We start from the raw sequence: 20,818 nt of genomic DNA on the forward strand, positions 1-20,818 counted from the left end.
TCCCCTTCATGGCTCCTGTTTCTCTAAGGCCTGTTTCACGGCCAGCCCAAGTTTTTCCATGATATAGGGTTTCTTGATATAAACCCCGGCACCCAGGTCCTTAGCCGCCTTTACACGGCCCGTCTCAGAGAATCCACTGGCGATAACGGCCTTCTGACCGGGATGCATTTTGAGAATTTCCATGTAGGCGTCCAGACCGTCCATGCCCGGATCCATAATCATATCCAGAAGCAGGAGATCTGCGGAACGGGCCTTCATATATGCGATTGCCTCTTCTCCACTTGAGACCGAAGCGACGTCATAGCCCAGCTTCCGCAGCATAATGCCGGCGATTTCTCGCTGTTCCTCCACATCGTCCACCACCAGGATGGATTCTCCCCCGCCGGCATATATGGCAGAAGGGACCATTTCCTTTTCACCGGCCGATGTCTCCCTGGTTGCCGGAAAATAGAGCTTGAATTGGGTGCCTCTTCCTTCAATGCTTTCGACGTCGATGTACCCGTTGTGATCTTTCACCGTGCCCCAGACCACGGACAGCCCGAGGCCGGTGCCGCTTCTCCCCATATGCTTTTTGGTATAAAACGGTTCAAAGATCCTCTCCAGATCTTCCGATGAGATGCCCGTGCCGGTATCCGTAATCGTCAGAAGAATATAATCCCCTTCATTCACATCCTCATACCCCTTAATCGGCCTGTCGATATAGAGATTTCTGGTGGTCACCGTCACCTTTCCGCCCCCAGGCATGGCCTCCAGCGCGTTTGAGACCAGGTTCATGACTGTTTTCGAGAGATGGATCGGAGAGCCATGGGTATTCAAGAGTCCGGGTTCAAGATCGGCGGCCACCTCCGCTGTACTGTGATACGATTTCAGCTTTTCATATTCCGGGCTCATCATATATTCGGAGACAATATTATTCAGATTGACCACTTCAGTAATCGCAACCCCTCTCCTCGCCAGCGTCAGGAGGTCCTGGACAATGGCAGCAGCCTTCTCTCCGGACCTCTGAATGGTCAAAAGGGGTCTTTTCATGGGGCTGTCCCGGGGCAGATCCATCAACAGCAGTTCGGGATAGCTGACAAGCCCGGAAAGGATGTTGTTGAGATCATGGGCAACGCCCCCGGCAAGGGCGCCGATGGCCTCCATTTTTTGCGACTGCTGCAACTTTTTCTCAAGCCGGGCCTTTTCCCTCTGGGCCTCTTTCAGGGCTGTGATGTCGCTGGTCACGGCAAGAAGACAGTCCTCGTCGCCAAATCGAATTCGCCTGGCGGACAGAAGCGTGTCGAACAAGGTACGGTCTTTCCTTCTGTACCGGATCTCAAGACCGTTCACCTCTCCCTTTACTTTCAACTCTTTCAACAAGGTATCCCTGTCCGCGGGATTGACAAACATATCCAGTTCGATAACCGTCCTGCCTACGGCCTCCTCGACCAAGAACCCGGTCATTTTGCTGAAGGCCTCGTTCACCTGCAAGTACCGGCCCTCTTTCAATGTGGTCAAGGTGATGGCATCCGGCGCCGCCTCCAGGGTTCGCCGGTATCTCTCCTCACTGGCCGCCAGTTCCTTTTCAGCACTTTTTTTCAGTTCTTTCTGTGCGTTAAACAGGCCGGCGAGGACCTGATTGAAGGCCCGCGTCAATGTCCTGAATTCGCTGTGCCGGATCCCTTTGGGATTAAGGAACCGGCCGGTTGGTTTGCTGGCGATCTCCTGGGCCTGGTCGGCCATGCTCCTGAGGGGATGGATGACCTTTCTCGCGATCAATACCGCCACCAGGAGGGTGGAAAGGAAGATAACTGCACAGAGCGCCGACAGTATAAGGATCAGATGCCGTTTCTGCTGCTCAAGCGGGAAAGAGGAATTGGAATAAAAAACCCCCGGGAAATCCGCCAGTGCGACAAGTGCATGATCAGGGAGCACATCGGTCCGGACCTCGTTGGTTTTCCCATTTCCGCCTGCCTGGATATTTCCTGAAACCGGAACAGCCCTGCCGGTGCGAAGATCAATCAACTCCTGTTGGGATTGGGTGAAGAGTCTTGGCCGGCCCGCTCCCGGTACCTGCTTCCAGAACCGGTTGTCCTCGGAAAGCCTGTAGCAGACAAAGGCCGTGCCCAACCGCTCCTCTTTTCTCATGATGGGGGAGGAGAGGAGTGCAAGGAATCTGAAACTGCCTGGTTCCTCAAAACGAATCAGCCGGGTGGCCTTCTCCTCCGAAAGCCTTTCCATGTGTGATTTCAGCGGCGCCAACCCATCGGGCAACTTCGGCAAGAGTATTGGAGACGCTGCAGCCTGTAAACAATAGAACGCACCGTCTGAATAGGCGTACTGTTTTCTCATGATTTCGAGGATCGGGTTTTCAACCCCCAGCATGAGGCCTACTCTAACGGTGTTGTTCAGGCTCAGCTCCTGAAGCCGGGTATTCAGGTGGGTGATGCGATCGTGAAGGGCGTTGCTCACTTCCACCCCTTGGGCCCTGATTTGATTATAAAAGTCCGAGGTGATACTCCTGCTCAGGATACCGTAAAGCATTCCCACGATCAATGCGAGCGACACCCCCTGAAAAAGGATCAGGACATATACGATGAATCTGGAGAACCTCTTTTCTGCCATTATCGACGCTCTAATCCCTGTCTTGTCTTGTCTATGATTACCTCGTCAGCGGCCAGGAGGACATCCGGAGGGATCCGGATGCCCAGTTGCCGGGCCCGGTCCAGGTTGAAGACAAGGGCATATCTCTCGGCCTCTTCTATGGGAATGCGGCCGGGGTCTTCGCCCCGAAGGATGCGAATTGCCATTCGGCCGGCCTGCTCCCCCATGGCATGAAAGTCCACGGCCACGCCGCCGAAGAGGCCCATCTTTGTGAAGGCGTAGTTGATGGCGATCTCGGGTTGAGTTGAATTCTGTTGGGTCCAGGCGAATATCTCGGGGGCCGTGTAGGTATTTCCCTCCCGGTCTTTCAGTAAAAGGGCCCCGGGATAGATCGCGCCGACCTCAGGATCCTGGTTTGCAGCCAGGACCGCCAGCTTATACTCCTCCCAAGTTTGAACGACCTGTATGGTGTGGGCGCAGGGGAGAGGTTCCTGTGCCATTTCGATCCGGACCTGCTCAAGGATTGCCCTCCCCGTGGGAGACAGATCCGATAGGATCACGACCTTCTTAGTCTCTGGAAAGAGCCTAACATGTACCCGGACGGCACTTGCAAAATGGAGCTTTTCATAAACCCCCGTAATGTTGTGCCCCGGTCTTTCTCTGGATTCCATGAATGCCTTTTGCCTGTGATAGGCCTCGGGCTGGCCGTTCATCCCGGAAAATACAATGGGGGTGGATGTATCCGCCAGACTCAGGGCCACGGTCCGAAACGCATTATCGTCGAAGACCACCACCACATGGGGACGGAATGACCGGATCCGTTCCATGGCGATCTGGGCCTGTCTATGGATAAGTTCCTCTGTATTGTTTTGCCGCTTGGTGTCCATGCAATAGGTTTCAATCGTAAGATTTTTCTGATCCTTCAGGCCGGCCTTGTCCAGTGCCGAAACCACCCCTTGGTGCTGGGGTTGGCCGCACACATGGTCGAATTCATAGCTGTGCAGGATGAAGACACGGAACGGCGGATCAGGCGGCGCCCCCGATACACTGAAATTGGCGAGCAATAAAAAACAAACCACAAGGCATGAAGTGATTACGAATCGCATATAACTGCCCATACGGGTTTCCTCCTCTTATTCCTTTTGCCTCATCGCTTACACCTTCTTTGATCATGTTTCAAGCGAAAATGCCCCTGAGTGGGGGGATACAAGAGGATGGTGATGCATCATCAAGGATAGGAGGTCAGTCGGAGGTCAGGACATCGCAGGGACTTACGTCCTTTGTTCAAGCATCATTCTGGCCTTCCTATGGGCCTTTTCGAGGGCCGCCTCCACCTGTCGGCAATGACGTTCCATCGGCCCCGGGTCATCGGTTTCCGGAAACGAGATCGGCCTGTCCACAAACACGACCTGTCGGGAAAAGGGGAGGGGGAGATAGACCTGATTCCACGTTTTTTTAAACACATATCGGTGTGATACGGCCACGCCCACCGGGAACAGGGGGGCCCCGGTTTTCTGAACGATGCGGACGATGCCGGGCTTGCAGACCCCCCGTGGGCCTTGAGGGCCGTCCACGGCCAGGACAACCCCATGCCCTTCCTTGACTGCCCTGATCAGCGCAATCAGCCCCCCAACCGCGCCCCGGGTGGAAGAGCCCCGGGTCACGCGGTACCCCAGTGCCCGAGTTGCCATGGCCATCCTTTCTCCGTCTCTGGACCGGCTGACCAGGAGGGTCGGCCCCAGATGTCCGAAGCGAGGGATCAGCGCCAGCTCATCCCCATGCCATATGGCAATGCCGCATGGAATGCCCCGGGTCTGTTCCACCCCCACCAGGGTTGTCCGAACCAGTCGCATCCACGTCTTCAGGGCGGCTGCGGCCCATACGGGCCAGCGTCGGTCCACCCATCGCTCATAAGAGGATCTGCCCATACATCTCTTCAATTCTGTAATATAATCTACACCGGAGCGCAGGCCCTCTGTTACGCGCCCTTTTCCTGGGTGGCGTCACGGGGAAAAACCATTTTCCCGGACAAACTCAAGTCATATCCCGGGAGACCGTTTGTCAGTTCCCGGAAGGCAGGCTCGCTTAAAAAACCGAGGAAAAGCTGTATCCCTCGTTCAAAAAATCGGTCCTTCTGGATCAGAAAATCGAATCGCTCCCATCGAAGGGGAATGAAATCGAGGTTCAGGAGCCCGGCCACGGCACGGATCCCGGGTCCGGCGTCGGCGCGGCCCGATAACATCTCCAGACCCACGTCAAAATGGCGGCTGACCTCCCGGTCATACCCCTCGATGTGCGAGCCGTCGAGGCCCGCCTTTCTGAGTCCCGTATCCAAGAGAAGGCGGGTTCCGGTGCCCGCCGGCCGGTTGACGATCCGGATCCCCGGCCGGCCCAGGTCAGGGATCTCCTTGATCTTCTTGGGATTCCCCTTGGCCACAAGGAGCCCCTGCTCCCGCTTGCAGAAATTGATGATTCCGGGGACCTGACCCAGTTCCTCCCTGGCAAAACCGAAATTATACTCCTGCTCATTTTCCTGAAGAAGGTGGCTCGCGGCGATATGACAGAGGTTGCGCCTGAGTGCCCGGATACCGCCCATGCTCCCCAGATTGCCGAATACGGCCACATGATCGGGATAGAGCCGGTTGAACAGGGAAAGGGCCTTGTCCAACAGGATATCATTGCTGCCACTGATAATAAGGAGGCCGTGATAGGGGGGGAGGGTATCTGCCGTCTTGGGGTAGTTGATGGTCTGATTCTCCAGCCACTGCTCCACCAGATGGCGCGGAAAGAGCCATTTGCCGGTGGCCTTGGTGGCAGGAAGCCCCTTCTCCGCGATCAGGCTGTAGACCATTTTTTCGTTGATGTCGAGGAATCGTGCGATCTCCCGGGTATTGAACAGGGTCTTTTCTTCCATGTGTCGCCTGCCTCCTTTTTTTAATTCAATAGACCATTTATGAAGCAATAAGTCAATATGGATGTGAAGGCCCAAGGGGGAATACATTAGGCCAGAGGCGGCAGGACCTCCCGTGCGAAAGTCAAGCTGTTTAAAAAAACAAAAGGTTCCTGTCAATACGGCCAGGCAAACCAAAATCAGTCCTTCGCGTTCGCGCCCGCCCTTCTCGGAAATTCACCTGAAGGTGATGATGCCCGGAGAATCCGGTTTTACATTTGTTTTACAAAACTTCTTTTCACTCTGCTGTATACTAAAGCGGGTAACCGCAACCAAAGTGGCTCTCGAGTGACTTTTTATTATCAAGGGGGTTCGATGTCGCCAGACATCTGGAATGTTGGAATACTGGAATAATGGAAGGTTGGGAAAGGAACCTGGATCACCCAGGAAAGGTGAAAACCTGGGAATAAGGTGCTAAGTAGTGTCTAAACGAAAATCACCCCTTGGCGTGATTCAGGCACAATTGCGAATTGAGGAATTGCGAATTCAGAATTGATGGAATAACGTTGAAATTAATAACGTTGAAATTAATAAAACCAAGTTTCCGAGTCCGCCCTTTTTGGATTTTCGGGTTTTCGTTCAGACACTAAGTAGAAGTTTTCTATCATGTCACGTCAATGAGGTCTTTTACTCATCGAAATACAGCGCTCGCCCCATTGTCACGCGGGGAAGGATAGAGGAAAATTTGGTGACGCGTTCTGGCATCTCAAATCCGTTTAAGAACCCATTCATTGAGAAGGAGAGACCATTATGAATGTTCTTCTCATCTACCCGAGGTTTCCGGATACGTTCTGGTCCTTTAAGTATGCGCTGAAATTCGTCCACAGAAAGGCGGCAAACCCGCCCCTTGGCCTGCTCACAATTGCGGCCATGCTGCCGGATGATTTTCAAAAGCGTCTTGTGGATGTAAACGTGGACGACCTTAAGGATGAAGACCTTTCCTGGGCCGATATGGCGTTTATCGGCGGCATGGCTGTTCAACGGGATTCGGCACGGCAAATTATTGGGCGCTGCAAGGCCGCGGGGCTCAAGATCGTTGCCGGTGGCCCGCTCTTTACCAGCGAGTACGATCAGTTTGAAGATGTGGACCATTTTGTGCTGAATGAAGCCGAATTGACCCTCCCTTTGTTTCTCGCGGATCTGGCTAAGGGATGCGCCGAACATGTGTATGAGACGACCGAATTCTGCGACATTCGAAGGACCCCTGCACCCATGTGGGAGTTGATCGATTTGAAGAACTATGCCTCTATGAACATTCAGTTCTCCCGGGGCTGTCCGTTCAATTGTGAGTTTTGCAATGTGACGGCGCTGTTCGGGCATCGGGTCCGCTTCAAAACCGCAGAGCAGATGATCGCCGAATTGGATAGCCTTTACCGTAAGAAGTGGCGCGGGCCGGTATTTTTTGTGGATGATAACTTTATCGGGAACAAGGCCTATCTCAAATCCCATCTTCTGCCCGCGTTGACCCGATGGCAGAAAGGGAAAAAGCAAATCCCTTTTAACACAGAGGCCTCGGTCAATCTGGCCGATGACGAGCCGCTGATGGAGATGATGGTCAAGGCAGGGTTCGATGCGGTCTTCATCGGTATTGAAACGCCCAGCGAAGAAGGTCTGACCGAATGCAATAAACGACAAAACCGGAACCGGGACCTGATTGAGAGTGTAAAGCTCATCCAGCGGGCCGGGCTGCAGGTCCAGGGAGGCTTCATTGTCGGCTTCGACAGTGATACGCCCTCCATCTTTCAGCGGCAGATTGACTTTATCCAGAAAAGCGGGATCGTGACCGCAATGGTGGGGATACTCAACGCCCCTCCCGGCACGGGGCTCTTCGAACGTATGCGAAAAGAGGGCCGTCTGACCGGCCTCATCTCCGGAGATAATGTGGACGGCACCACCAATATCCTTCCTAAAATGGGAATGGACGCGCTGCGTGAAGGGTACAACAGTATGCTGCGACATATTTACTCGCCTGAGCATTACTATAAAAGGGTGGTAACCTTTCTCCGGGAATATAAGAGACCAAAGGTCAGAACCCCACTAAGTTTTCAGCGTCTGATGGCAGTCCCCCGTGCAAGCATCCGCCTGGGCATTTTCGGCAAAGAGCGATTCCAATATTGGAAGATTCTGTTCTGGACCCTTTTTCGGCGACCCAAGATGCTTCCGATGACCATTACGCTGGCGATCTATGGCTATCATTTCCGCAAAATCTGCAGCCTGAAGATTACTCAGTGAATCGAAAAAGGGGCGTAACAGCCCTACGATGTGACAATATCCCTCGAACCGGCCTTGTAGCTGATAAGTATACAGATGCAAGCGCAGAAACTGAGCCGCATAAAGTGAAGGGTGCCATTCTCATGATGCACACGACTTCCATATCAAAAGAAAACGGCCAGTTCCCGGCCAGGGCCGATGATCTCATCCAGCGCATACGTCGCGAGGTCATCGCAGGCAAAAACGTCACAATGTAATTCAAGGAGGTATTGTCAATGAAACCAGAAACTGCAGGAAAACTGAAGTATGGCGGTTGGGGTCTTGTTTGTGGGGCAGTGATTGCAATGATCATCGGCTTTGCGTGGGGGGGATGGACAACCTCCAGCACAACCGAAACGATGAGCGAAGAAGCGGTCTTGGCGAGTCAGGCCGCGATCTGCGTCGCCCAGTTTATAAAGCAACCGAATCATGAGGAGAAACTTAAAGAATTAGAGGCATTGGATTCATGGAAGAGAGCTGAATTCATTAAAAAGGGTGGCTGGGGTAAAATGCCCGGACAGGAAGAGGCTGACTATGCTGTATGCCGAGCATGCGCCGATGGGCTTGAACTTCTTCTCAAAAAATGAGTTGGCTGTTAAAGGTAACTCATATATGAGTTACCTTTTTCAACAAAAAGGGAAGGTCGCTTTACCCGTTTCACCCCGAGCCGTGATGCTGGATATGGGTTTCTGGATACTGGATATGTGTAAAGAATCATGTTATTTTAACCAGCATTAAGGATCCGGAATCAAGCATCACTCGATACCTTAAACACTATACACAATTCAAGTGGAGTCTCGGGGCCATATTATCAACAATGGGTAATGCCTGGATAATATGTTTTTTGAAAGGGAGAGGAGATCCGATGGGAGAAAAGGGAAAGAAGGATAAAGGCAAACGCGAAGAACAGAAAAAGGGAAAACAAACACTAAAGGAGAAGCGGAAACAGAAAAAAGATAAAACGAAATCGGTTTGGGAAAATTGAAACTGAAAATAAAACAAAAGGTCGGCTGATTGGTATGAAGGAAAGGACAAAAGGGCCCTAAGGCTGCCTGACGGCCGCAACCAAACAGGTTTCACCGAAGTCTCAGAAGCGTTCCGGACGGGCAAACTTCTTCGCACGTTGCAGAGAAGTTGCAGACAAAGAGTCTAACGGTGATATCCGCAACCAAAACGGCTGTGTGCTGCCCCGTCATTCCGGCATGCCCTTAGCCGGAATCCAGTCCCCCGTATTTCTGGATTCCGGCTAGAATCGTGCCGGAATGACGGAAGGCTAAGCGTGCAGTGGAAGGATGGCCATATTTTCTTGTTTTTCATGACACAAGACTAGGGAATAAGGTACTGCTATGAACCCAGAAATGGGGGTCGAAATGGTGTAGAGGTCACTAACATTAAAACATTAACAGAGGTTGGCAGGGTTACCGAGGCGTCGGTTCTTGGCGCCGTCAAAGGCAGTGGCGGCTGCGGGCGGGTTCAGCAAATTCTGAGTGCATTGACTTTTCTGTGATGCCGCCACAGAGTTTTTTAGATAAGGAGTGCTGTTATGTCTTTCATAGAAAACCTTAAGGCCAGAATCAAGGCCGACGGGCTCTTTCGGAAACTCGTTTCCACCATGAAAGAGCCGCCCGGAAAGTGGTGGGTGGACACGGTCCTCATCCAGGAACTGCTCCATATGACGGATTTTGAGCACAAAAAATTCAGGGACCTTCAGCTCTACGTCCGTCCCATGGAAGGCGAGGTCATGGAGGTGTTGGTCTTCGACAACGAATTGGCCATTTACCACACGACCGTGGCCGACGTAGGCCTTCGCAAAAGCCCTTTCTGGCAGGAAATGATCAGTATTCGAAATATCAAGAAGATTATGAATCATCATGATGTGCTGGTGAGCACGGGGAAGGCGTCAATTGAGAGAATACACGCCAATGCCATCGCCCGGCTGGATCTCACGTATACCAGGGACGACCTGGCGCTGCTCCTGGAGGATGCGCGCAGGGGCCTGGAACGAAAAGCCATGGAGGAGGTACAGGAATCGCTGGATCTATTTGTCGACTTGCTGGCATTTGAGCCGATGGTTCTTGACGTTCTGGAGCGGGATCTACAGGTTTTTGCCGGGCCTGAGCATAAAGGCGGATCCGTCCCCCGGTTTGAGAACCTCCTCCTCTTCGACAGAGAAACCCTCTCCCTCGGTTTAAAGAAGGGTCCTTTTTCGCCGGAGGAGGATGTCGATCTTGCCTGGGTCATCCAATATGCCCGCGGTGAGAAAACCGCAGACCTCAAGGGCATGGATGTTTTCAACTTCCTGGCTGAACTGGCACTCGAAAAGGCCCAAAAGGGAAAAGGGGATACGGAGGGCCAAATGACACACAGCTGATGATCTGAACGTCCGAGGCGTTACAATGCAGCAGCACTGTCAACGTGGGCCCCGAACCTTCTTATGATACGGATGAACATAATGTTCGGGGAGTCCTTTGTGATTTTCTGTCTGCTTCTTGCTAGTCTGGAACACCGGGTTTGAATATGAAACGTGTTCACCTTTAAAAAATCCTCTCCGTTTATTGTCCAATATTCCACCCTTTCAATATTCCATCATTCCATTTTTAGGGCCAACGGTTTTTCGCTCCCTAAAATCCATAATAATCAGTGAATTTCGGATATCTTTGACTGGTTTTACATTTGTTTTACAAGGTAATTCTTTACTTTGAGGTATACTGATTTAATTTATTTAAATTAAAAAAAATATCATTAAGGGAGTTCGTATGAAACTATTACTAAGTTCTGTATTCGGGCCATATGGGGTGGATGATGAATATGGCGAAAAAGAAAACAAGATGGAGCTCTTCCACAATCAGGTGACCCGGGAGCAGGGCATCTTTTCCTACAGATTCAATCATGGTAGCCAGGGGCTCTATTTTTTGGCGGAAAATATTGACATGCCCACAGCGGTGCTGGATTTTCCAAACTTTAAGCGATTCAAAAAAGAATTGAAAAAGGGATATGACTTTATCGGCATCAGCTTCATCATCCCCAATTTCGAGAAGGCAAAGGCGATGGCACGCGCCATTCGTGAATTCTCCCCCGAATCGAAGATCATTCTGGGAGGCCACGGCGTCAATATCCCGGATATCGAATCCATGATCGATCATGATTTCATATGCAAAGGCGAAGGCGTGTATTTTTTGAGAAGGTTGTTCGGGGAGAGGGAAGACAAACCCATCCGGCATCCGCTTCAATACAGCTCTTTTAACAGGCAGGTCATGGGCGCGCCCTGGCCGTCCGACTCCGGCATCCTGATACCGGGCGTTGGATGTGCCAATAAGTGCCGGTTTTGCGCCACCTCCCATTTCTTTGGAAATTACATTCCATATTTGAAAACCGGCCAGGAGATTTTTGATGTGTGCTGCCGGTACGAGGATGAAAAAAATATCACGGAATTCGGCGTATTGGATGAAAACTTCTTAAAGATGAAGGATCGTGCCCTGGAACTGCTGGAGCTGATGGAAAAGAATGACCGTCATTTTAATTTTGCAATATTCAGCTCTGCTGAAACGCTTAAGAGTATCGGGGACCTGGATATCCTCGTGCGCATGGGGGTGACATTCGTGTGGGTCGGCGTTGAATCCAAAAAGGAGATTTATGCAAAAAACAAGGGCACTGATTTTCAGGTTCTTTTCAAGGAATTAAAAAAGAGGGGGATCAGTGTTCTGGCGTCATCGATCCTGTTTCTTGAGGAACACGATCAAGATACGATCTGGGAAGATGTGGATTTCGTCACCTCGCTCAATCCGGACTATGTGCAATTCGCACCGTTGGGACCGATTCCGGGGACCAAATTGTATGCTGATTATAAAACTCAGGGAAAGTTAATTGATTCTATTCCTTATAAATCCCAGCACGGTCAGAAGAAAATCTGGTTTCATCATCCCCATTTTACCAGGGATGAGTCCGAAGGCTTTCTTCGGCGTGCCTTTGAGAAGGATTATGAGAGAAACGGCGCTTCCATGCTGCGTTCCATAAAAACCGTTCTGGGAGGTTATGGTTATTGCATAAACCATCCGGACGAACGCGTTCGAAAACGTTCAATCGAATACAAGAAGAGGCTTAAGATGACGCGATACTTTCTCACCGCGTCAACGCTTTATGTGAAAAACCAGCGGAGTGACGCCTTGCTGAGAGAAATTAAACAGTCATATGGTTCCGTATTCGGCAGGATGAATATCCCATCGCTGTTCGCATCAGGGCTGGTCATAATGTTCAGTGCCAAAGAATATTTGAGATGCCGCTTCCTGGGTGATCTGAGAGTGCCCAAGACATCCTATCTCTCCTTATACAAGGGTCACAAACCTGCAGCTCAATGGGCCGGGTTTTCACCTGCCCGTGGGAAGGGGCCGAAGAACCCCTATCCCTGGATAGGACACCCTGAGCCTCAGCCCGTGTTGAGCGTGGAGCACCATGCCGGGCACCGCCGTATATCTTAATATCTTGAAATTTAAGGGTTGAGGTTCAACCCCTTGTGGGGATAGAATCATGGATGAAAGGGCCGGCCTATATCCTTTGACAATACAGGTTCGACCGCCATACAGGTTCATACCGGGGTCGTGGGAAATGCGTCAAACCAAATGGTTTTTTCATCCGATTCTTATTTTCATCGCCTCTGTTGCGGCCGTGGCCCTGTCCCTTTTCCTTTATATCTACTGGTATGTGGAAGTCAGCACAGGCCTGAAAAGGGTATTGGAGAAGGCCAGCCTCGATCGCGATCAGGTCCTGGCTTCTCAAACCTGGGTGGTGATTCTGGTGCTTTCCATCCTTGTGGGAATCATTCTGTTGGGCATATTCATTATCTTTGTCTATAATCAAAAAACATTTCAGCTTTACCGTCTCCAGCGCAATTTTATCAACAATTTCACCCATGAGCTCAAGACCCCGGTCACCTCGCTGAAATTATATCTGGAGACGTTTCGAAAATACGAGCTTCCCCGGAAAGATCAGCTCAAGTATATCGGCTACATGGTTCAGGATGCGGACCGGCTGACCTATAATATCAACCGCATCCTGGACCTTGCGAGGATCGAGAGCAAGACTTATGAAGAAAAACTCGTAAAGGAGGATCTGGTTCAGGCGGTTGAGCAGTTTGTTGAAAAAAATCGTCATCTCTTCCATGGCTGCGACATCCGGATTCACAATCCCACAGGGAGAGCCTTTGTATACCCCATCCGTCCCGCCTTGTTTGAAATACTTCTGATGAATCTGTTCACCAATGCGGTCAAGTACAATGCGTCCGAAGCCCCCCGACTGGATATCACCTTCGAACCCAAGGGAAGGGGCCTGCACATCTGTTTCGCGGACAACGGCATCGGGCTTCCAAAGTCGGAATTAAGGAAAGTATTCAAAAAATTTTACCAGATCGGACGCTCGGACAACATGTCGGCCAAGGGGACAGGCATCGGCCTCTATCTGGTGGAGAGCATCGCCCGGTTTCACAAGGGGAGGATGACGGCCGAATCGAAAGGGAGTGGGGAGGGCTCTGTTTTCTGCCTGATTCTGCCCCTGAACACCGGCCGATCCTGAGGGAAATGAGGGATATCATGGATGACGCCGCTAAAACCCGCATTCTGGTGGTAGAAGATGAGACGCACCTGGCCGAAGGGCTGAAGCTGAACCTGTCCCTGAAGGGATATGAGGTGATGATCGCCCCGGATGGGATCTCGGCCCTGCAAGGGTGGAAGGAATGGCAGCCGGACCTGATCGTATTGGACATCATGCTCCCGGGAATTGACGGGATCTCGGTGCTTCGAAATATCCGTCTTGAGGACGAACGGGTCCCGATCCTGATCCTGTCGGCCAGGGGGGACCCTGATGACAGGGTAAAAGGGTTTTCGTACGGGGTGGACGATTATCTTGTCAAGCCCTTTAACCTGGATGAGTTTCTGCTCCGCGTGGACCGGCTTCTAACCAGGGGGGCCTGGTCCCGGGAGGGGCCCGGTTCAGGCGAAAACATCGCATCGTCACTCCCCAGAATTTACACTTTCGGGGATAACCGGATCGATTTTGAGACCTTGAAGGCCGATGGCCCGTCCGGTCGTATCAGTCTGACCGAACAGGAAATCCGGCTTCTGAGACTGTTTATCGCCAACCGCGGCAGACCCCTTTCGAGAAGAAAGCTCCTGGAAATCGGCTGGGGGTATACCGGAGGAACCACCACCCGGACCGTGGATAATTTTATGGTGAGATTACGAAAATATTTTGAACCCGATCCCAAAAACCCAGTCTACTTCAAAAGCCTTCGCTCGGTGGGATATGTCTTTGATCACGACCCGGAATAATACGGCGGATCCGCGGGTCCTGGGAATCGATATCGGATCCGTTGCCATATCTCTGGCTGAAATCACTCCTGAAAAAGAAATCTGCAGAACCGCCTATCAATTTCATCACGGCAATATCGCAGAAACCTTCACCCAAATGATGAATGATTTCGATTTGGAGCGGATTTGCGGCATTGCCGTCACATCTTCAACCCCTTCGATCCTTCGGGCCGGCCGGCAGTATGACAACCGGGTTGCCGTAATCGAGGCGGCCCGTCATTTTCACAAGAAGATCGGCGCCATTCTGATTGTCGGCGGTGAGGCCTTCGGACTGATCGGTTTTGACGAGGACGGCCATTACCGCAGTTTCAGGACCAACACCTCATGTGCGGCCGGGACAGGGAGTTTTCTGGATCAGCAGGCACGACGGCTGAATCTGGAAAATGCCGGGGCATTGGGTGAAAAGGCCTTCAGTAACAGAGGAAGTATACCGAAAATCGCCTCGAGGTGTGCTGTTTTTGCAAAGACCGATCTGGTTCACGCCCAGCAGGAAGGCTATACCCTTGAGCAGATCTGTGACGGCCTTTGTTATGGCCTGGCCAAGAACATCGTGGATACGCTTTCTCTGGACAGGGACGGGTTTACCCCGGTCATTTTCACGGGCGGCGTATCCAGGAACAGGGCCGTGGTTCAGCATGTCCAAGCCATCAGCGGAAAAGAACTCATCGTAGATGATACCGGCGTTTACGGGGCTGTGGGAGCGGCATTTCTCATGCTTTCCGAATGGGACCAAGACGACGTTTCGCGGTTTACCTCGGTGGATGATATGCTGCGGCGAGAAATTGTTCAGAAAAAATATTTCCATGACCCGCTCACCCTGATCCTTTCCGATTATCCGGAGTTCACCGGAGGTGAGACATATGAATATGCCGTCTGTGATGCCGGTGTGTTGATCCCCGTAGAGGTGGATATTTATGAGCCCCCGGCGCCTGCATCCGACTGCAACGTGGTCCTGGGCCTCGATATCGGCTCCACAAGCACCAAGGCGGTTCTCCTGACTCCGCACAACCGGGTCCTGGCCGGTTTTTACACAAGCACTGCCGGGAGACCGGTGGCCGCGGTTCAGCGGCTCTTTTCATCCATTGATAACATGGCTGAAAAGAAGCACATCGGGTTGCGGATCACAGGCGCCGCAACCACGGGGTCGGGGAGGAAATTCGCCGGAAAGATCATCGGGGCCGACATGGTCATCGACGAGATTACGGCCCATGCCAGGGCCGCCTGCGAGATTGATCCGGACGTGGACACCATCATCGAGATCGGCGGACAGGATTCAAAATTCACCACCCTGAAAAACGGAAGGGTCACCTTTTCCATCATGAATAACGTGTGCGCCGCCGGCACCGGGAGCTTTATCGAGGAACAGGCCCGGAAACTGGGATGTCCTTTGGCGGCGTATTCGTCGAGGGCCGAGGGGAGGAGATCCCCCATTGTCAGCGACAGATGCACCGTGTTTATGGAAAGGGATATGAACCACTATCTCTCCGAAGGCTATACCGTGGATGAAGTGCTTGCCTCCGTGCTTCATGCCATCAGGGAAAATTATCTCACCAAGGTCGCCATTGAAGGGAGCATTGGAAAGACTATCTTCTTTCAGGGGGCAACGGCAAAAAACAGGGCACTCGTGGCCGCCTTTGAACAACGGCTTCAAAAGCCCATACATGTCTCCAGATACTGCCATTTAACCGGGGCATTGGGGGCCGCACTTACCCTAACGGATCAAGGGATCAGGGCGACGGACTTTCGCGGCATTGCCCTCCATAAAAAGGCGATCCAGGTAACATCGGAAATATGTGAGCTGTGCACCAACCACTGCAAGATAACGGTGGCCGATGTGGAAGGTGAAAAGGTGGCCTTCGGATTTCTGTGCGGCAGGGAATACGATACCCAGCATTACGTGAACAAGAACCCTTCCGGCTTCGATCTGCTCAGAGAGAGGAAACGGATTTTCTCTTTGAAAACCTATCAGGCGTATCCCGAGGGGATCACCATCGGCCTTCCCGCAAGTCTCCATGTCTACGAGGACCTTTCTCTCTGGAAGAAGTTCTTTGACGAGCTTTCCATCAACACCGTGACCAGTGAAAATTACAGCGATGCCCTTAAGGAAGGAAAACACCTTGCGAACGCCGAGTTCTGTGCGCCGATGGCAGCGCTGCACGGGCATGTCCATTATCTGATGGACAAGGCGGATTATGTTTTTCTTCCCTTTTACCTGGAGAAAAAGGCCGATGAAAAGGGAGTGCGCCGGCAATATTGCTACTACACTCAGTTTTCACCCTCTCTGATTTTCGTTTCAGGGGATGAACAGGTGAAAGAAAGACTTCTCACCCCCCTGGTCCATTCGCTTCATGGTTCGATCCATACAAAACTCGAACTCCACGCCATGCTCAAATCCCTCACCGGCGTTCACATCGGTTTCCTGGATGTTTCCAGGGCCTATGACCGGGCCTGTGAATACAAAGCGTCCTGTGTCGAGCAGTGGAAGAAGATTTATGAAAGCCAAGCCCAAGGGCGAAAGGACCTGGCCGTGGTCCTGCTGGGAAGGCCCTACACGATTCTTTCCGGATACATGAACAAGGGGATCCCCGATATTTTTGCGTCCCTCGGGATCCGGGTCTTTTTCCAGGACATGCTGTCCTGTTCCGATGAGGCGGTGGCGCCGGTTCAAAAGCTGTTACACGAGATTCACTGGCATTACGCATCGGAAATCCTGAAGGCGGCGCAGGGGGTTGCCCTGTCTGAGGGGGTGTACCCGGTTTTGGTGACGTCTTTCAGGTGTTCACCGGATTCCTTTGCCGTCGACTATTTCAAGAAGATCATGGAGGCCCACGAAAAGCCATATCTCATTCTTCAACTGGATGAACACGCGTCCAGCGTCGGGTATGAGACACGGATTGAAGCCGGCATCCGATCTTTTGAAAATCACTTTTACGGCCGGCCGGGAAATAAGGCCGCGGTTTACACCCCGTCACTATCCCCGGTGAGAGAAAAAAGTATTTCCGGAAAGACCCTGGTGATTCCAAACTGGGACGACATCACCCTGAAATTAATGGTTGCGAATCTTAAAAGAGGGGGGATAGACGCCAGATTGATGGAGGAATCACAAACAGGAATTCAGGAAAGCCTCCGTTACAACACGGGCCAGTGTATTCCTCTGAACATCATTGCCCAGGAATTTGTCGATTATGTGAAAACCCACGATCTGGATCCTGAAAAGACCCTGCTCTGGATGGTCTCGTCACAGATCGCCTGCAATATCGGTATGTTTCCGCATCATTTGAAGAGCCTCCTCTGCTCGTACGGCAAGGGGATGGAAAAGGCGCAGGTCTACGTGGGGGCCATGTCATTCATGGACATTTCATTGCGGCTGCCCGTCAACACCTATTTTGCATATATGTTCGGAGGTCTTATCCGGGAAATCGGATGCAGGATCAGGCCCTATGAAAAGGAAAGGGGAGCAACGGACCGGGTGATCCAAGGGGGCGTGGATATCCTGGAGGATGCCTTCCTCGGAAAAAGATCAAAAGAGGAGGCCCTGGCCGATGTGATCTCCTCTTTTCAACGCATTGAAATATCCTCCGAACGAAAACCCAAGGTGGCGATTTTCGGCGATTTGTATGTGCGGGACAACGATGTGATGAATCAGGATCTCATCCGCTTCATTGAAAGCCATAACGGTGAAGTCATCGTGACCCCCTACAGCGCCTATGTGCAGATGATCGCCCGGGCCTATCTGAAGAAGTGGTTTTTTGAGGGGAGATATCTGGAGGTGCTATCTTCAAAGGCGTTGCTTGCCACCGTGACCCGGATGCAAAAGATATATCAAAAGCACTTCGCTAAAATCCTGGAAAATCCCGCGCCGCAATACGATGAAGACCCGGCGCGGATCCTCTCTGAATATCACGTCAGGATTGAGCACACGGGGGAATCAATGGACAATCTGCTGAAGATATTCTATATTAAGCAGAACCACCCGGATGTTTCCCTGTTTGTTCAAACAAATCCTGCTTTCTGCTGTCCTTCGCTGGTTACTGAGGCGATGGCCAAAGAAATAGAAAAAAGGACCGGGGTTCCCATTCTATCCATCACCTACGACGGGACCTCCACCAACAGGAACGAAGCGATCATCCCGTATCTCACCTATCTGAACAAACATTAAATCACATGCGCTTTCAATCCCGAATCACAGAAATCACACGAATTAACAGCGGGGTTCTCTATTTCGGGTCTGAGGTTCACGGGGTTATTCATTCAATGTCCGGTCCTTGACCTCTGCCCCCTGTATCTCTGTTCATTCATGGTTCAAGGGTCCGGCCGATGGCCTCTCGCAGTTCTTCAAAGCCGTAGGGTTTGCCCAGAAAGACCTGAGGCCGTTCAACCTGGTTGCCTGCCATGACGCTGGCCTCGTCGCACCCGCTGGCCAGGATCACGGGGATGTCCGGCCTTATCCCCCTCATGGCTGCCAAGGTTTGCCAGCCGTCCAGGCGGGGCATGCTCAGGTCGCAAAGAACAAATCGGATGTCCTTCGAGTGCTCCCGGAATATCTCGATGCCTTCCACGCCATCATTTGCCTCAAGCACTTTCCACCCCAGATGTTCGAGCATCTGCACCTCCAGTCGCCGCACCTGATTTGCGTCTTCCACCAGGAGGACGGTTCCGCTCCGCTTCGGTCCAGAGACCTGAACCGCCTTTTCCGCTGGTCTTACGACCGTTTCCTCAGACAGCGGCAGAAACACCCGAAATACACTGCCCACGGAGTCTTGGCGCAAAGCGCATGGAGCAGAGCGCATAGCGATGATCTTCTTTTTTTCTTCCGCGCCCCCCGCTCCGCGTTCAAAACGCTCCCCGCTCCCTGCTCCCTGCTCCCCGCTCGACAACTGCTTTCGACCGTGATGCACCCCCCGTGGGCCCGCACGATCCCCAGGGCTATGGAAAGACCCAGCCCCCGGCCAGCCAATTTGGTGGAGAAAAAGGGGTCGAAGAGATTTTCCATCTCCTGGTCAATTATTCCGGGACCATCGTCTCTCACTTCCATGCAGGCATAGGCCTCGCATTCAGGGCGCCAATCAACAGGGAAGCGGTGTCTTAAGGGAATATCTCCCTGGAGAACTGTCTTGGCATTCAGATAAATCGTTCCCCCCTCCTCGGACATGGCCTCCCAGGCGTTCGTAATGAGATTGGCCAGAATCTGTTGCAGCTGGTTCGCGTTCGCATGAACGACGGGGCCCAAGGGCGGCAGATCAGTCTTCAGGAGCATGTTTGGGGGCATGCCGGCGCGAAGCATGGGGAGGGCCAGACGGCAGGTCTCGGAGAGATCCATGGTCCTTTGTTTGCCAGGCGTCTGTCCCAGGTAGGTCAGCATCTGGCGGCTTACCGTTGCGGCCCGGTTGGCGGCCTTAATCGCCTCTTCCATAGACCCGGCTGGACCGGCGCCTTTGGGCAGATCGCCCATGGCCAGCTCCAGATATCCGATGACCCCTTGGAGCTGATTGTTGAAATGGTGGGCGATGGCCCCGGCCATGCGGCCCAGGCTTTCGGCCTTTTGAAGCTGCAAGGTCCTGGCCTCCAGCACATCCCTTTCGGCCTCGGCCCGCTTGCGGTCGGTGATATCCCGGCTCACCCCCAAGATCCCGACCGCATTGTTGTGCTCGTCCCGGAGAAAGGACATGCTGGATTCCACCCAAATGGTGGAACCGTCTGATTTGTACTCTTCCAGTTCAAGGATCCGGGTCCTGCCGGGGTCTGCTTTTCCCTGGGCCTCCAGCAACATCTCTTCACTAAAAACCTTTACGGCTGTCTCGAGCGACTCAGGGACCAGAGACAGGGCAATGGGCTGGTTCATGACCTCTTCCACCGTGGTGCCGTACATGCGTGTCACTGACGGGCTGACATAGGTAAACCGCATGTTCATGTCCATAACCCAAACCGTATCCGCCATGTTGTCTGCGATCAACCGATACTTTTCTTCGCTCTCCCGCAAGGCCATTTCCATCCGTTTGCGCGCACTGATGTCGATGATGCTCACCAGGACCCGGCCATAGGTGTGTTCGTAACCCGGGGGCACAATCCAGTGAAGTTGAATGTAAATGATTTCCCCGTCCAGCGCCATATGGGTCTTTTCCGCAAACAGCCGCGTCTCCCCCTTACCAACAGTCATAAGTACAGGGATAAACGTCTCATAGGATTCCGTTGAAAAAACCCTGGTAATCCCGGACACAAAATCTTCCCTGGTCTTTGCCTTGTACAGGCGCAGGGTCGCCTCATTGACATCCACTACCCTGACGAGACCGGCCAGTTCCCGGACCAGGTCGGGATGGGCATGGAAATAGGCCTCGAGGTCCCCCGCATACCGACGCTTGATGTCATCAATTCGCAGCTTGACTTCAGAAAAGTCTTCCTCCCAAAGCGAAATAGGGGCGTCCTGAAACCATTGCCGATACTTCCCCTCGCTCTCCTGGAGCGCAGCCATCTGCCTTTTGAGATCCTCTATGTCCAAAATCAATGTCTCCCTGGATGGTTCGTTGCCGTTCATGTTCATTAGGCCGCCTTGGGCGAGTACGATTTATAATCTTCGCCCTTTATCCCGCGTTCCATTGTCGTTCTCCATTCTTCATTATTCACTCTTCATTTTTCACTTCCTATCGCCTCCCTCACCTTCCGGCCCAGGCTATCTGTT

13 protein-coding genes are annotated in these 20,818 nt (G+C 52.4%); 7 read left to right on the forward strand and 6 right to left on the reverse strand.

Going from position 1 to position 20,818, the window contains the following annotated elements; genetic code table 11:
* Positions 1-6 precede the first annotated feature (6 nt).
* The 4 genes from K9N21_12155 to K9N21_12170 all read right to left on the reverse strand — a co-directional run bounded on the left by K9N21_12155 (position 7) and on the right by K9N21_12170 (position 5,497).
* Positions 7-2,604, reverse strand: coding sequence for a response regulator (locus K9N21_12155; GenBank protein MCF8144660.1), 2,598 nt, complete (start codon positions 2,602-2,604; stop codon positions 7-9).
* Positions 2,604-3,701 carry a hypothetical protein gene (locus K9N21_12160; GenBank protein MCF8144661.1) on the reverse strand — a complete coding sequence of 366 codons (1,098 nt, stop codon included), beginning with the start codon at positions 3,699-3,701 and terminating at the stop codon, positions 2,604-2,606. Before K9N21_12160 ends, K9N21_12155 begins: the two co-directional genes overlap by 1 nt.
* A gap of 153 nt (positions 3,702-3,854) precedes the next feature.
* Positions 3,855-4,511 carry a lysophospholipid acyltransferase family protein gene (locus K9N21_12165; protein ID MCF8144662.1) on the reverse strand — a complete coding sequence of 219 codons (657 nt, stop codon included), beginning with the start codon at positions 4,509-4,511 and terminating at the stop codon, positions 3,855-3,857.
* Between the two features lie 50 nt (positions 4,512-4,561).
* On the reverse strand, positions 4,562-5,497 hold the full coding sequence (locus K9N21_12170; protein ID MCF8144663.1) for a helix-turn-helix transcriptional regulator: 936 nt from the start codon (positions 5,495-5,497) through the stop codon (positions 4,562-4,564).
* A 786-nt stretch (positions 5,498-6,283) separates the two neighbouring features.
* On the opposite strand from K9N21_12170, the gene K9N21_12175 reads away from it, so the two are divergent.
* The 7 genes from K9N21_12175 (at position 6,284) to K9N21_12205 (ending at position 18,301) form a co-directional block, all read left to right on the forward strand.
* Complete coding sequence (locus K9N21_12175) at positions 6,284-7,765, forward strand: B12-binding domain-containing radical SAM protein (GenBank protein ID MCF8144664.1); 1,482 nt, start codon at positions 6,284-6,286, stop codon at positions 7,763-7,765.
* 254 nt (positions 7,766-8,019) lie between these two features.
* Complete coding sequence (locus K9N21_12180) at positions 8,020-8,370, forward strand: hypothetical protein (GenBank protein MCF8144665.1); 351 nt, start codon at positions 8,020-8,022, stop codon at positions 8,368-8,370.
* 956 nt (positions 8,371-9,326) lie between these two features.
* On the forward strand, positions 9,327-10,154 hold the full coding sequence (locus K9N21_12185) for a hypothetical protein (GenBank protein MCF8144666.1): 828 nt from the start codon (positions 9,327-9,329) through the stop codon (positions 10,152-10,154).
* A gap of 385 nt (positions 10,155-10,539) precedes the next feature.
* On the forward strand, positions 10,540-12,258 hold the full coding sequence (locus tag K9N21_12190; protein MCF8144667.1) for a radical SAM protein: 1,719 nt from the start codon (positions 10,540-10,542) through the stop codon (positions 12,256-12,258).
* 127 nt (positions 12,259-12,385) lie between these two features.
* The gene (locus K9N21_12195; protein ID MCF8144668.1) at positions 12,386-13,348 is read left to right on the forward strand and encodes a HAMP domain-containing histidine kinase; all 963 of its coding nucleotides are present in this window, start codon (positions 12,386-12,388) and stop codon (positions 13,346-13,348) included.
* Between the two features lie 17 nt (positions 13,349-13,365).
* Entirely contained in the window at positions 13,366-14,103 is a 738-nt protein-coding gene (locus K9N21_12200) for a response regulator transcription factor (protein MCF8144669.1), read from the forward strand.
* A complete protein-coding gene (locus tag K9N21_12205) occupies positions 14,078-18,301 on the forward strand; it encodes an acyl-CoA dehydratase activase (GenBank protein ID MCF8144670.1) in 4,224 nt (1,407 codons plus the stop codon). Before K9N21_12200 ends, K9N21_12205 begins: the two co-directional genes overlap by 26 nt.
* Positions 18,302-18,437: 136 nt before the next feature.
* Here the strand turns inward: K9N21_12205 and K9N21_12210 are convergent, their stop codons facing one another.
* Positions 18,438-18,878, reverse strand: coding sequence for a response regulator (locus K9N21_12210; protein MCF8144671.1), 441 nt, complete (start codon positions 18,876-18,878; stop codon positions 18,438-18,440).
* The gene (locus K9N21_12215; protein ID MCF8144672.1) at positions 18,845-20,674 is read right to left on the reverse strand and encodes a PAS domain S-box protein; all 1,830 of its coding nucleotides are present in this window, start codon (positions 20,672-20,674) and stop codon (positions 18,845-18,847) included. The genes K9N21_12210 and K9N21_12215 overlap by 34 nt, the downstream gene beginning before the upstream one ends.
* Positions 20,675-20,818: the final 144 nt, after the last annotated feature.

It is taken from the genome of Deltaproteobacteria bacterium, from assembly GCA_021737785.1.
Taxonomy (GTDB): Bacteria; Desulfobacterota; DSM-4660; order Desulfatiglandales; family Desulfatiglandaceae; genus AUK324.